Below are 13,766 nucleotides of genomic sequence, written 5' to 3' on the forward strand. Positions count from 1 at the left end.
GAACACGGTAGGAATCCCCTTCGTTTCCGCCCTCGGCGGCGAGCATCAGCGAGAGGGAGGGGAGGATGTCAACTAGAGCATCTGAACGAACACTTATGCTCGCACCTGGATGGACGTTTGTCGCATTTCGCTTGTGAGCATCGGGTTCGCACGGACCAGGGTGGATGGAAGTGGATATTGTCCCGGGGGCTGGTGGTGCGCCGCGATCCGCATGGCAAGCCGCTGCGTATGGTGGGTACTATCACCGATATCAGCGAGCGCAAACGTATGGAGCAGGAGCTCCGAGAAATGGCCACGACCGATTACCTCACGGGCTTGGCCAATCGCCGCCATTTTCTGGAGCGCGTGACCGAGGAGCTGGCCCGCCTGAAGCGGGATGGGGGGCATCAGGCGGTGGTGCTGCTGCTGGATCTGGATTACTTCAAGGCGGTGAATGATACCTACGGCCATTCTGCCGGTGATGCCGTCATCAGGCATTTTGCCCGGCTGATGCGTGATTGCCTGCGCAGGATGGATGTACCCGGGCGTGTGGGTGGCGAGGAGTTTTCGGTACTACTGCCCGACACCGATATCGATGCGGCCCTGCATCTGGCGGAAAGGCTGAGAGCTCGGGTCGCCGAGGCTCCCGTGCAGGTCGATCACCAGCAGATCCCGGTGACGGTCAGCATCGGGCTGACCTTGCTGACTCAGGCGGACGCCTCACCGTATGCTGCCCTGCAGCGCGCCGATTTGGCCCTTTACCGGGCCAAGGATAGGGGGCGTAATCGGGTGGAGGTGCTGTCCGCGGGGGATTAGAGCAGGGCGGTAGGGTCAGAAATGCCGGCACCAAGGTGTGCTATGCAGTTCCTGGAGGCAGGTGAGCAGTCGCCGAAAGGTATCGCGGTGCCTGCCTGGTCACCGACTGGAGGCCCTGTTCGGAGGGCCGAAAAGGAGAGGGCGCAGGCTCTCTGCACCCGGCTCCGATCACAGCCGTCCCGGTCTGTCGCGACCCTGGTCGCCGAGGCTCTTTTGAACCGCGAAACATAGGAGCAGTCATGCACGGCCCGAGCCCAGAGACAAAGCACCCGATGGAGGGGTTCCCGCAGGTTTGCTTCATCCGCAATACGGTGCGCAATCCGAACATCATCATCGGCGAGTACACGTATTACGACGACCCGGAGGACGCCGAGGATTTCGAACGCAACGTGCTCTATCACTTCCCGTTTGTCGGTGACCGCCTGATCATCGGAAAATTCTGCGCGATCGCGCGCGGCGTGCGGTTCATCATGAACGGCGCGAATCACGCGCTGTCCGGCATTTCGACCTATCCGTTCTACATCTTCGGCAACGGGTGGGAAGGGGCGGAACCGGCAGCGGCCGACCTTGCGTACAAGGGCGACACGATTGTCGGAAACGATGTCTGGATCGGCTACGAGACGCTGATCATGCCCGGGGTACATATCGGCAACGGCGCGATCGTTTCGGCACGTTCCGTGGTGGTGCGCGACGTGCCGCCGTACACCATCGTCGGCGGCAACCCGGCGCAGCCGATTCGCCCGCGCTTTGCGCCTGACGTCATCGCTCGCCTTGAGGCCGTCGCCTGGTGGGACTGGCCGATCCAGAAGATCACAGCCCACCTGGACAGAATCACGGGCGCCGATGTCGACGCCCTGGAGGCGGTTGCCGCGAGCCGTTGAGTGTCACCGCCAGGCCGGTTGGGCAGCCCAAGCGCTACCGGTTCTCGTCACGCCTTGATGTTCGGTGATCGGCAGAGTAATTAACAGCTTCACTCAATCAGATGATTTGTTGAGACCTGGCGCCGGCAGGACGACAATAAACACATGTTGCGGAACGATTCGCCCAAGCTCTACATTGATGCCGGGGTCAGCCAGGTGAGGGCGGTACTGTACGTCCACGGGTCACCGGTACGTGAATGGGATCTGGCGGCTACCGGGAAATTGCCCGGGCAGGTGCGCGACAGCGGCCTGAGGGCCGCAAGCCGGGACAGCGCGGTGCGCATTACCGGCAAACTCGCCGAACCGGTACGCCGGCTGCTGGGTCGGGGTACCCTCATCCTGCCCGCAGCAGCCCTGTGGGCTGCCCTGCGTGAGCGCCAGTTGCGTGACTATCCCGGACAGCGGCTGGGCCTTCTGGAGATCTCCGCTTCCGGCTATCTGGCCCTGGCCCTGGACCGCCACGGTGGCACCGGTGACACCGGTTTGGTCACCCACCCCCGCTGTGGCGCCGGTTCCGGCACCAACCTCACCCGCGTGCTGCAAAAACTGGATGTCTCCCCAGAGGCTGTGGATACCCTGCTCGCCGAATACCTGGGCGAGACCGGCCGGGAGCGGCGATCGGCCCTGCCGGTGCGGGCCGATCGCTGTGGCGTCTTCGGGGCCTCGGCCACCATCTCCGACAAGAACCAGGGTATCCCGGTGGCCCATGCCCTGGCGGTCACCCTGAAGTCCGAGATCAACAAGGCCTGCCGACGGGTGCCCCTGCCTGTGGATCGGGTACTGTTGTGCGGTGGCCTGTTCCGATGGGCCTTCGCCCGGGATTGCGCCGTGGATGCCCTGACCGCCGTCGGTGTGCCCCACGTCACCCACATGGCCGACGCCAACCTGACGCTGGAGGGGTTGCGGGCGCTGGATGCAACGGCGCCGGATCCGACCACCGCGCCACCCCCACCCGCGGCGCCGGCGTTCGATCACCCGGCTTTCACCGCCCTGGAGTCGCAACTGGAGGAACGGGACCAGTTGCACCGCCTGCCCGCGCCTGCGTTGGACCCCGATGACTGGCGCCCTGGCCATCCGGTGAACATCGGCCTGGACGTGGGTTCCACCATGGCCAAGATGGTCATCGCCGACGCCGAGGACGGCCGTCTGCTGCACGCCGCCTCCCAGAGCAACGCCGGCGAGACCATCGCCACGCTCAAGGCCCTGTTCACTGCCCTGCAGGATGCCGGCCACCGTCACCTGAACGTGGGCCGCATCGGCATCACCGGCAGCGCCCGCTACCAGGTGCGCGAGGCCCTCACCCGGCTCTATCCGGCACTTGAGGGACGGGTGGCGGTGATGGTGGAGAACTACGCCCACGCCCGGGGCTCCCTGGCGGTGGCCCGCGAGCACGTGGGCGCGCTGGCCGAGGCCGGGCATGATGTGGACACCCGCTGGTGCATCCTGGTGGATATCGGCGGTGAGGACACGAAGATCTCCACCCTGTTGCTGGAGCGCGGTGACCTGTTCGACAACGCCATGAACATCAAGTGCTCCGCCGGCACCGGCAGCCTCATGGACACCCTGGCCAGTCTGTTTGGTCTGCCCTCGGCCCGCGAGGCCTACGAACAGGCCCAGGCGGCGCCCGGCGCCCATGACCTGGATGCCACCTGCTCGGTGTTTCTCATGGAGCATGCCCGCACCCTGCAGGCCCGTGGCGTGGGCAACGATGTGATTCTCGCCTCCGCCTGCTGGGCGGTGGTGGAGAACATGGCCCGTACGCTATGGAACCAGATCAGCCTGCCGCCCCGGACCGTGGTGCTGTTGCACGGTCAGCCGATGCTGGGTCGGCCGCTCCCCGCGGCGGTGGTCAGCCGCCTGCAGCGCCTGGTGGGGGCGCCAATCCATGGCCTGGTGCCCCCCTTGCCGGGTCACCGGGCCTGCCTGGGCCTGCTGCCGCGACCGGGAGAGACCCTGGGCTCTGTCCACGTGGACCTGGACACCTTCATCCAGCGGGAGTACGACAAGCGCATCATTACCTGCAAGGGGGCCGTCTGCGGTGATCCCCTGGCCCGTTGCAACCGCACGGCCCTGAAGACCATCGATCCCTTGCAGGGCACGCTGCGCCTCACCCTGGGTGGTTGCAGTGCCATCAACGAGGCCACCGGCCGCAAGGGCGTGCGGGCGTCGCCCCGGGTGGCGGATCCCTACCAGGCGCTCTGGCGGCAAAGCGACCAGCACCTGCCGCGCAGCGAGGCACCGGATCGACTGGTCATTCCCAGGGCCTTTGCCGTTTCCGAATGGGCGGGGTTTTTCGCCGAGCTGTTCACCCAACTGGATCTCCCCGTGCATGTGGACAATCCGCAAACCGACGATGTCCTGGCCGGGCAGTCGCGATTTCGCGTGGATACCTGCGCCCCGCATCTGGGGGCCGTGGGCCAGTTGACCCGACTGGCGGGCGAACCCCATGGCTATATCCTGGCACCGCAGATCGAGTTCCTGCCGCTGACCGGGGCCGGACTGGGACGCAGTTGCACCGCCAATCAGGGAGGACTGGCCACTGCGCGGGCCATGGCACAGGAGACCCACCCAAAGGCGAGGATCCAGCTGTTTCACCTCAACCTGCGCCATCCCGATGCGGCCGCCCTGGCCGCCCAGCTGTGGCCGCAGTTGCGATCGGTGTTCGCCCATTACCACCGCAAGATCGACCGGACCCGCCTGGAGTCGGCCATCGACCAGGCGCTGGCGGCCCAGCGGGCCTGGCGTCAGGCCCTGCAGGACACCCTGGCCGCCCAGTTGGAAGAGGCCATGGCGGATGGTCAGGAGATCGCGCTGGTGCTGGGCCGGGAATACATCCTCACCCCGGGGCTCTACGACAGCCACGCCGGCCGCCTGCTGCGTGACCGCGCCCTGGTGCCGGTGCCCGCCCATGTGCTGGACGTGACGGCGGATGACGACCTGGCCCATCTTTACTGGCGCAATCCCCAGGTCATGACCACTCTGGTGAGGGCGGTCAGCCGGCGCCGGCTGCATACCCGTCTGCGACATGAGCGCTTGCGGCGACTGTTCCAGCAGCTGGAGGCCCCGGACCGTCAACCGTTGGCCCTGGTCTTCGTCTCCACCTTCCTGTGCGGCCCCGACAGCGTCACCCTGCCGCTGATGGCGGAGTTTGCCCGGCAACGACCCTTCCTGCTGATCCAGTCGGATGCGGCCATCCAGGAACTGGCCCACCTGGAGAACCGGGTCAACACCCATGCCCAGCAGGTGCGGCAGTATCTCTCCCAGGGGGTGTGGCAGGCCCCGGAAGAGGGCTTTGAGATCCAGACCCTGCAGCGGCTCACCGATCTCTCCGACGGCATCGATCCGGAGCGGGACTTGCTGGCCCTGCCCACTCTGGCGGACAACCGCTTCGTGACCTCGGTGCTGCAGAGCACCCCGCTGACCTGCCTGGACAACTACGACGACACCTACGACCTGGAGGCGGCCATCCGCCGCGGCCGCGCCGCGGCCGGCGAGTCGGTATGCGCCCCCCTGGCCGCGGTCTACGGCGACACCCTGTCCCTGGTGGAACGCTTTCGCCGCTTGCGGCAGGACCCGCAATCCCCGCTGTACGGCAAACGCCGCCTGCTGGTGTTCAATAACAAAGGGTTGGGCCCCTGCCGTCAGGGGCAGTACGTGGAGACCCACAAACTCCTGTTTCATCGTAACCCGGGTGACATCCGCGACGAGGCCGACGAGGGCGAGGCGGAGGATCTACTAAGGTTCCTGGTGGCCATGGAAGACCGGGGCTTTGACGTGGGCCTGGGCAAGGCGGTGTTGCTGCGTTGCATGCAGGGCGCGGTGCTGCAGGGCGTGTGTCACCAGTTATTGTTCGAGGCAGCGGCCCGCTGCACCGACACCGATGCCCTGGCGCGTCTGCGCCATGACCATCGTGCCCTGACGGAAGCCATCTTCCAGCGACAGCGCGAGTTCACGGCACCGGAACGTGCGTTGTCCTGGTGGCCGGCCTGGACCCGCCACCGGCGCGCGCTGCAGCGGCCCTTGCGGGATTTCGCCGGGCGCTGGCTGGATCGCCCACCGGTCGCGGCGTCGCCGTTGAAGATCCATGTGGAAGGGGAGACCTACATGCGTGTGGCCCAGGTGGAAGCCCTGTTCGACTGCCTGCTCAGGCTGCTCGGACCGGGCCGTTTTCGCCTGACCTACACCCCGGTGTGGTCCTATCTGGACTACAAGAACGCCAGCCGGCGCTGGCGCAGCCTGGAGACGGTTCGGGAAAGTCACGCCCGGCTGTCCCGCGCTACGGATCCGGACACCCGGTCATCGCTGCGTCGCCTGCGCAACGCCCGCACGGGTCGCTATCTTGGCGCCCTGGCCGTGGAATGGGGCTTTCGCCAGTGGCTGGCCCGGCCCCTCTACCGGGCGGCGGGCTTGCCGCTGCCTGAGAGCATGGCCCAGGCGTTGACCCGCTCCCGGCGATTGATCCCCACCGGCCGACCGGGCGGGGAACTCTCCCCCTACGTGGGCGAGGCCCTGGGCAAACTGGAAGCCGGTTACGACATCGTCTTCAACATCGCCCCCGAGGGCTGCATGGTATCCGGCATGGGGGATGCCATGAGCGGGCGCCTTACGGAAGAAGCCGGCGGCCGGGGCCGCATCCAGCCCCTGTTCTCCGCCCAGGGCACCCTGGACGAAGACCTGGTCTCTCAGGCCTTGCTCCAGGCCGTGGGCCCCGAGGGGCTCTATCGTCGCTGGGGCTGAGCAGCAGGAAGGTATCGATGATGTGAGTGTTACCCGGACGATGCCATGGCGCACCCGTATGATTCCGCAACAGAATGTTCAATTGATGCTTCGGCTGGGATGATTTTGCGCGGCTGACTGGATCGAGCACGCTATCGCAGTCCCGGCAATGATGGTCGCCGCCGCCAGCGGGATCAGTGCCCCGGTTGCGTCAATCGCCATCAAGGTCAGCGACCCGATCACGCACCAGAGGGTGGGAATGGTCAGGGCGAGCCAGAGAGCGGGGCCGCGCAGGATGATCAACAGCACGCCCAGAGTGGCGATGGCAGTGGGGTCGGGGTGCAGCCCGTAGGTCTCGGCATGGCTCAGGCCTGGGCCGATGGTTGCCGCGATCAGAGGATAGCCAAACAGGGAAACCACCGTGATGGTCGTTCCGATCCAGGCCGAGAGCCCTTTGGATGGTCCTTGCGTCCTGATTGATCCGGCGAAAAAAGCGAAGGTGAGCAACAAAACGGCCTGGGCGACAAAGCCCCAGCCAAACCACGGGGCGGCCCAGTTCAGTTCGGCGTAATAGGTCAGGTGGAAGAGGATTCCGCTCGTCAGCCAGGCGGGGGCGAGCAGGACCAGGGCCATGCGCTTATTGCCGCGAAGCGCGAGCAGCAGGGCGGCCAGGCCGATAGATACAGCAACAATGTGCAGTGGCCAGAAGGTCTCGTTGATGCGCTCCAGCAAACGCCAGTAGATATCCGCGGTGAACGGGATGAAGTCTTCGAGGCGGTAGGTCTGCCAGTCACTCATTGGGCGATTACAGCGACGCCACGTGGCGGATCATGCGTTCCCGCGTTGCCGGCGTTGGCATGGGGTCGTGGCCGGCGCGCATGTTCTCGATGACGTGCTCAACGCGGGTCGTTGCCGGGATGGCGCAGGTCAGCGCCGGATGGCTGACAATGAACTTGAGCAGGAAGTCGGCCCAGTTGCGGCAATCGAATTCTTCAGCGGCCCATTCAGGGACTTCGTGTCGACGCTGGATGTTCTTGATCAGGCTGCCACCGTCGTACGGGCGATTAGCGATCACGGCAATGCCTTTTTCCTGCGCCAGCGGCAGCAGGCGATCTTCGACCCGGCGATGGGTGATGTTGTAGGTCAGTTGCACGAAATCGATGTCGTGTTCTCGCATGATGCGCTCGATTTGGTCGTGGCGGCGACCGTGCGAGGTGGTGATGCCGACATGAGCGATTTCGCCATCGGCCTTCATCTGCTTGAGTACGTCCAGGTGCTCGCGCCAGTCGGTGAGGTTGTGGACCTGGACCAGATCGAAACGGTCGACCCCCCAACGGTCGGACAGATCGCTGATCTGCTCGCGTGTGCTGCCGCCGGCCGGGCTCCAGACCTTCTCCGCCGCGTAGAGCGAGTCCGGCTTGCCCAGTTTGTCGAGTGCATGGCCCATGACGTCGGGTGCGGAGCCGTACATCGGTGAAGAATCCACCAGGCCGCCACCGTGTTCGAAGAAGGCACGAACGACCTCGGCCCGTGCGTCGAGCAGTTGCGGATCCCTGCCGACATTGAACGTCCGCCAGGTACCCAGGCCGATGACCGGCAGATGCCCGCCACCGGGGATGGCCTTGCGGAGCAGGCCGCCGGAGTCGGCAAAAGACGGATGCGGTGTAAACCAGGCCGCGGCGATGCCGCCAACGAGGAGTTTCAGGGCAGTTCGGCGCGAGTGGAGATGACTCATGACGACCTCGTTCGGAAAAGCTCAGGTTTGACTGCCACCGTAGCAAGAATCAGTGTGAAGGCGGAGAGCACGAAAACCTTGTTGACGAACCAGTTGGTCTTCCAGCTACTCCAGTCCGGTTCGGCCAGAAAGAGGGCGAACAGGGTCAGGATGATGATGATCTCGATGACCGACATGCTAACGGCCAGCCAGCGCGTGTACCAGGGCTGCATCAACAGCGCCCAGCCCAGCCAGACATGCGCGACCGGCCACAAGTCCCAGAAGACGTAAGTGGCCCAGGGCTCGTCCGTGAACAGGGCGAAGGTGATCGGAAAGACGTACTTGATGAATGCCGACCAGGCGGCCAACACGAAAAGCAGGTGGGCGAGGAAGGTGATCCAGCCGGAATAGGGGGCTTGTAATCGGAATCGAGTCATGTCGGGTCTCGGATTGTGGGCAACCACGGTGGCTGACCGGCCGGCGCGTTCAGGTCCACGCCATCCAGGGCACGGGTGCCGCCAAAGTCCCTTATCAGCCCTTCCATTTCGATCGCATCGCTCATCCCTACCTCAGGGGAGCCGGATTCGAATCCGAGTGCTATCGTATGTGAAGACAGTCTGCTGGAGATACACCCTCATGCTTGGCTGCCACGGGCACGGACTTGTTCGGGCCTCTCCCGGACGTTGGAGTGGAGGATATTCGTGATGGGCCACCTGTTCAGGAAATCTTATCATCCGCCGGGCACGGCTCCGGGAACGTTGCCCGAACAGGGGGCGGGAAAAGGGGCCGCCCAGATCCATCTCGTCCGTTACAGCGGGCGGAAGGTCGTTGAACACGAGGACTGTGATCTCGCGCAATGCCTGGACACTGAAGGAGAGGGCACTCTCTGGTGTCATCTGCAAGGGCAACCCTCTCCCGAGCAACTGGCCCGGCTTGGCGAGATGTTCTCGCTGCATCCCCTTGCGGTGGAAGACGTCGGAAATCACGGGCAGCGGCCGAAGGCCGACATTTTCGACGAGGGTGTGTTCGTGATCCTGAACCAGCCGCGCTGGGACGAGAGCAACCTGGCGCTGGACCAGGTCAGCGTGTTCCTGGGCCAGCGTTTCGTGATTACCGTGCATGCGGGGCCGGGCGATCCCTTTGCTCCTATCCGTCGCCGGATCCGAAACACGAACCGAAACTTCTCCGGATTGGGCGCCCCATACCTGGCCTACGCCGTGATCGACATGGTCGTGGACCAGGCCTTTCCGATTCTGGAGGAACTTGGGTCACAGATCACGGACCTTGAGGATCGCGTGATGGAAACACCGGAACGGTCGACCTACGAGCAGATTCACCTATTGCGGCGCGATCTGCTCGTGCTGCGTCGGCAGTTCTGGCCGGTGCGCGACATGCTCGGGAAGTTGATGCGCGATGGCGAGGATCGGTTCAGCGAGGAAGTGATTCCTTACCTGCGTGATGTGCACGACCATACGATCCAAATTATGGACATCCTGGAGTCGTATCGCGAGATGAGCGCGAGCATGGTCGATGTCTTCATGTCATCGGTCAATCACCGGCTGAACGAAGTCATGAAGGTCCTGACGATCATCGCGACGATCTTCATTCCGCTGACGTTTCTGGTGGGTGTCTACGGGATGAACTTCGCACATCCCGAGAGCCCGTGGTCCATGCCCGAACTCCACAGTTATTACGGGTATCCGGTGATCTGGATCGTGATGCTGGCCATCGCGGGGACGATGCTGTATCTGTTCCGACGCCGGGACTGGTTCTGATCTGTCCGACCGTCGGGCGGGTCGCCGGGGCAACTCCGCGAGGGTCCGGTTGCCGGGTGGTTCGCTGGCGGTTGGCCCGGCGCTCAGCGATCGTCCCACCGGTGAGCATGATGGGTAGACAGGCCAGCGCCACCGCAAGCATCACCCACAGATCAGGGCTGATGGCTGAGTCTGACCCGCTTGCCGGCCTCCGGGGCCACCGGAAGCCAGGTGCCGAACTGTGCGGATTGTGCCTGGCGGTTCTTGCGCATGGGGTAGGCGTCTGTTTCGGCCAGCAGATGGCCGTCCTGGGCTAATACCTCGATATGAATGGTTCCGGGAATGGCGCCCCGGCGGTGGATATCATGGGCGATGGTTCCTCTGACCTGCAGACCTTCTTCGTATTCCATGACCCGGACGGGGCCGAATCTGTAACCGGTTGAGTCGATGGTCTCGACTTCGAGTGGGCTTTGCGTGATCCGTTCGGGCAGCAGGCTGCATGCCGGCGCCAGCGCCGCGAGGCCTATGGCCAGCAGGACGGGTAAAAACCAGTGTCTGTCTTGCATATTGATCTACTTTATTAGGGGATGAATAGGTTGGATGAAAAACGGGATCTAGAGCCGTCCTTGGTCCAGGGCAGGAACCCGCCAGTGGTGGATACCGCTGCCGGAAAAGTCCTTGCCAAGATCGTCCAGTACCGATTGGCTGGCTTCAGGGGGCAGGTGGATGAGTAACAGGGTCTTCGCCGTGTAACCCGCCACCTGTTCCGCCACCGTCATGGAGTGTTCCGATGAGCCATGTCCGGCCGCGGGCACACTGGTAAAGCCAGGGACATCGGGGCGATCCAGCAGCCATTCCGTGACCAGATCGGCGGTCTGGGGGGGCATGACCAGATAGAGCAACTGATAAGTCATCTTGGATATCCTCAGGAAGGCAAAGGTTCGGTCTTGGCAGGTGAAGAACCAAAGCGCCGATACAGGATGGGCAGCAGGATCAGGGTCAACAGGGTGGCCGATGCCAGGCCGCCGATCACCACGATGGCCAGAGGGCGCTGGATCTCGGAGCCCGGGCCGGTGGCAAACAGCAGGGGCACCAGACCCAGTGCCGCGATGCTGGCCGTCATCAGGACGGGCCGCAGGCGTCGACGTGCACCTTCAACCACCACGACGTCCATGGGCTGTCCCTGGGCTCGCAGTTGGTTGAAATAGGTCACCATAACCACGCCATTGAGTACGGCGATCCCCAGCAGGGCGATGAAACCCACCGAAGCCGGTACCGACAGGTATTCCCCAGTGATGGCCAGGGCAAATATACCGCCGATCATGGCAAAGGGGACGTTGGACAACACCAGCAGGGCCTGGCGCACCGAGCGGAAGGTGGAAAACAGCACCAGGAAGATCAACCCCAGGGCCATGGGTACCACCAGGGCCAGTCGGGCGGATGCCCGTTGCTGATTCTCGAACTCACCTCCCCACTCCAGGCGGTAGCCGCTGGGCAGATCCACCTCCTGCGCCACGGTTTGCTGGGCTTCTTCAACAAAGCCCACCAGATCGCGTCCTTCGACGTTGGCAATGGCCACGGCATAGGCCTGACCTCTTTCCCGGGTCAGCGCTACGTGCCCTTCCGTGATTTCAAAGCGAGCCAGTTGGGTCAGTGGCACGGACTGGCCGCTGGGCAAGGTCACCTGCATGGCTTCTAAACGGGCGGGTGACTGGCGCAGTGCCTCGGTTCCACCGATCACCAGCGGAATGCGGCGGCCTTCATCAAACACATGGCCGATGGGCCATCCTTCCAGCTGTGTCCTGAGCAGTGTGGACAGCGTGTCGGCGTCGATGCCTAGCCGGCCAGCCTCCATCCGGTCAATGGTGATATTCATATACTGAGCCCCCTCGTTGCGGGTGGTATAGACGTCCCGGGCTCCTGGTAAGGTCTGCAGCGTGTCGACGATGGCCCCAGCGATGCGGTTGAGCTGTTGTGGATCGGGACCCAGAACCTTGACGGCCAGATCGCCCCGGACGCCTGTGAGCATTTCCGAGACACGCATCTCAATGGGTTGGGTAAAGGCGTAACCCACACCGGGAAACTGGTCCAGCACCTCACGGATGCCATCAATCAGGGCCTCGCGGTCTTCAAATCGCCATTCGGAGCGGGGGGCCAGGACCAGGAAACTGTCGGTCTGATTGAGCCCCATGGGGTCCAGTCCCAGCTCATCGGAGCCGGTCCGGGCGACCACGCCCCGTATCTCCGGGATCTGTTCCAGTAAGGCCGACTGGATTCGTTGGTCCAGGGCCAGGGATTCGTCCAGGGTGATGGAGGGCAGCTTTTCCAGCTGCACGATCAGATCGCCTTCATTCATGGTGGGCATGAAGGTCTTACCCACCAGGCCAAAAACGCCGGCCGCGGCCACCAGCAGCAACCCGGCAATGGCCACCACCACCTTTTCATGGCGCATGGCAAGCCCCAGCGTGGGCATGTAGAGGCGGCTGAGCTGACGGGACAACCAGGGTTCATGATGGGCGCCCGTACCCAGCAGGAACGAGGCCAACACAGGGATGACCGTCAGTGAGAGCAGTAACGAAGACGCCAGGGCAAAGATGATGGTCAGGGCAACGGGCTTGAAGAGCTTGCCCTCCAGGCCTTGCAGGGTGAGCAGGGGCAGGAAAACAATGATGATGATCAGGATGCCCGAGACCATGGGTACGGCGACTTCCCGGGTGGCTCGGTAAATCAGATTCAGCCTGGGGAGGCGCCCACTGGAACCATGGGACAGCCGTGTGACGATGTTTTCCACCACGACCACCGCGGCATCCACCAGAATGCCGATGGCAATGGCCAGCCCCCCCAGTGACATGAGATTGGCGGAAAGCCCAAACTGCCGCATCAGTATGAAAGTGCCCATGGCGGCCAGTGGCAGGATGAGTGCCACGGTGAGCGCCGCACGGAGGTTGCCAAGAAACAGGACCAGCAGAATCAGGACCAGCACCGTGGCTTCGATGAGGGCCTTGGAGACCGTATGCACGGCACGGTTCACCAGCATGCTCCGGTCATAGAAGGGCTCGATTCGCACGCCTTCAGGTAGGGTGGGTTCAAGTTCTGCCAGCTTGGCTTTGACACCTTCCACCACGGTCTGGGCGTCGGCCCCACGCAGACCCAGGACCAGCCCCTGTACAGTCTCTCCCTCACCGTTATGGGTGACGGCACCATAGCGGCTGAGTGCCGCCAGACGCACGTTCGCCACGTCACTCACCCGCAGAGGCTGATGGGGGTCCGGGACGACGACGATGGCAGCCAGGTCTTCCAGGGTCTTGATGGCACCCTCGCTGCGGACCAGCAGGGTTTCCTCTCCGGCATCCAGGCGCCCCGCACCGTCATTGCGATTATTGGCGCTGATGGCGGCCTGTAGCGTATTCAGACCGATCCCATGGGCTGCCATGCGAGCCTGATCCGGCGCGACCTCAAAAGTGGTGACAAATCCGCCCAGGGAATTGACCTCGGCCACGCCGGGGACGGATCGGAGTGCGGGTCGAATGGTCCAGTCCAGCAGTTCTCGTCGTTGCGCTAGCGACAGGTCCTGCCCTTCGACGGTGAACATGAACATCTCCCCCAGCGGAGTGGTCATGGGCGCAATGCCACCTTCGATGCCCTCGGGCAGGTTATCCCAGGCCGAGTTCAGCCGTTCAGCCACTTGCTGGCGTGCCCAGTAGATATCGGTGCCCTCTGCAAAATCCACGGTGATGTCTGTCAGCCCATACTTGGCAATGGAACGCATCATGGTCTGACGCTGGCGTATCCCCACGAAATCACGCTGGGAGCCCGGCGGCGAGTTATTGTCAAATCTGGTGTACGACGGTCAGGCGGCCTTCCTGT

General features: G+C 63.8%; 9 protein-coding genes and 1 pseudogene. 4 read left to right on the top strand and 6 right to left on the bottom strand.

Annotated elements, in window-relative coordinates; translation table 11 throughout:
* Positions 1-81: 81 nt before the first annotated feature.
* From LQ952_RS13265 to LQ952_RS13275, 3 genes are all read left to right on the top strand, one after another.
* The gene (locus LQ952_RS13265; protein ID WP_274522022.1) at positions 82-795 is read left to right on the top strand and encodes a sensor domain-containing diguanylate cyclase; all 714 of its coding nucleotides are present in this window, start codon (positions 82-84) and stop codon (positions 793-795) included.
* Between the two features lie 239 nt (positions 796-1,034).
* On the top strand, positions 1,035-1,676 hold the full coding sequence (locus tag LQ952_RS13270) for a Vat family streptogramin A O-acetyltransferase (protein ID WP_238623109.1): 642 nt from the start codon (positions 1,035-1,037) through the stop codon (positions 1,674-1,676).
* A gap of 144 nt (positions 1,677-1,820) precedes the next feature.
* Positions 1,821-6,452: an acyl-CoA dehydratase activase-related protein gene (locus tag LQ952_RS13275; protein WP_238623110.1), complete on the top strand. Its 4,632-nt coding sequence runs from the start codon at positions 1,821-1,823 to the stop codon at positions 6,450-6,452.
* Positions 6,453-6,530: 78 nt separating this feature from the next.
* On the opposite strand, the gene LQ952_RS13280 is transcribed toward LQ952_RS13275, so the two are convergent.
* Genes LQ952_RS13280 through LQ952_RS13290 form a run of 3 tightly spaced genes read right to left on the bottom strand, consistent with a single transcriptional unit; the run spans position 6,531 to position 8,582 of the window.
* A complete protein-coding gene (locus LQ952_RS13280; protein WP_238623111.1) occupies positions 6,531-7,229 on the bottom strand; it encodes a DUF6064 family protein in 699 nt (232 codons plus the stop codon).
* A gap of 7 nt (positions 7,230-7,236) precedes the next feature.
* Positions 7,237-8,166, bottom strand: coding sequence for an aldo/keto reductase (locus LQ952_RS13285; RefSeq protein WP_238623112.1), 930 nt, complete (start codon positions 8,164-8,166; stop codon positions 7,237-7,239).
* Positions 8,163-8,582: a hypothetical protein gene (locus LQ952_RS13290; protein ID WP_238623113.1), complete on the bottom strand. Its 420-nt coding sequence runs from the start codon at positions 8,580-8,582 to the stop codon at positions 8,163-8,165. The genes LQ952_RS13285 and LQ952_RS13290 overlap by 4 nt, the downstream gene beginning before the upstream one ends.
* Before the next feature lie 267 nt (positions 8,583-8,849).
* On the opposite strand from LQ952_RS13290, the gene corA reads away from it, so the two are divergent.
* Complete coding sequence (gene corA / locus LQ952_RS13295; RefSeq protein WP_238623114.1) at positions 8,850-9,920, top strand: magnesium/cobalt transporter CorA; 1,071 nt, start codon at positions 8,850-8,852, stop codon at positions 9,918-9,920.
* Positions 9,921-10,072: 152 nt separating this feature from the next.
* On the opposite strand, the gene LQ952_RS13300 is transcribed toward corA, so the two are convergent.
* The 3 genes and pseudogenes from LQ952_RS13300 to LQ952_RS13310 all read right to left on the bottom strand — a co-directional run.
* Positions 10,073-10,465, bottom strand: coding sequence for a hypothetical protein (locus LQ952_RS13300; RefSeq protein ID WP_238623115.1), 393 nt, complete (start codon positions 10,463-10,465; stop codon positions 10,073-10,075).
* A gap of 48 nt (positions 10,466-10,513) precedes the next feature.
* Positions 10,514-10,813, bottom strand: coding sequence for a DUF3240 family protein (locus tag LQ952_RS13305; RefSeq protein ID WP_238623116.1), 300 nt, complete (start codon positions 10,811-10,813; stop codon positions 10,514-10,516).
* Positions 10,814-10,824: 11 nt separating this feature from the next.
* A pseudogene (locus LQ952_RS13310) lies at positions 10,825-13,677 on the bottom strand (efflux RND transporter permease subunit); the annotation flags it as partial.
* Positions 13,678-13,766 lie beyond the last annotated feature (89 nt).

The organism is Ectothiorhodospira lacustris (assembly GCF_022227785.1).
GTDB classification, from domain to species: Bacteria; Pseudomonadota; Gammaproteobacteria; order Ectothiorhodospirales; family Ectothiorhodospiraceae; genus Ectothiorhodospira; species Ectothiorhodospira lacustris.

Excerpts from the sequence above, each read along its gene's own strand:
- LQ952_RS13275 (WP_238623110.1), top strand. The coding sequence starts at position 1,821 with ATGTTGCGGAACGATTCGCCCAAGCTCTACATTGATGCCGGGGTCAGC.
- LQ952_RS13270 (WP_238623109.1), top strand. The coding sequence starts at position 1,035 with ATGCACGGCCCGAGCCCAGAGACAAAGCACCCGATGGAGGGGTTCCCG.
- LQ952_RS13290 (WP_238623113.1), bottom strand. The coding sequence starts at position 8,582 with ATGACTCGATTCCGATTACAAGCCCCCTATTCCGGCTGGATCACCTTC.
- corA (WP_238623114.1), top strand. The coding sequence starts at position 8,850 with ATGGGCCACCTGTTCAGGAAATCTTATCATCCGCCGGGCACGGCTCCG.
- LQ952_RS13280 (WP_238623111.1), bottom strand. The coding sequence starts at position 7,229 with ATGAGTGACTGGCAGACCTACCGCCTCGAAGACTTCATCCCGTTCACC.
- LQ952_RS13305 (WP_238623116.1), bottom strand. The coding sequence starts at position 10,813 with ATGACTTATCAGTTGCTCTATCTGGTCATGCCCCCCCAGACCGCCGAT.
- LQ952_RS13300 (WP_238623115.1), bottom strand. The coding sequence starts at position 10,465 with ATGCAAGACAGACACTGGTTTTTACCCGTCCTGCTGGCCATAGGCCTC.
- LQ952_RS13285 (WP_238623112.1), bottom strand. The coding sequence starts at position 8,166 with ATGAGTCATCTCCACTCGCGCCGAACTGCCCTGAAACTCCTCGTTGGC.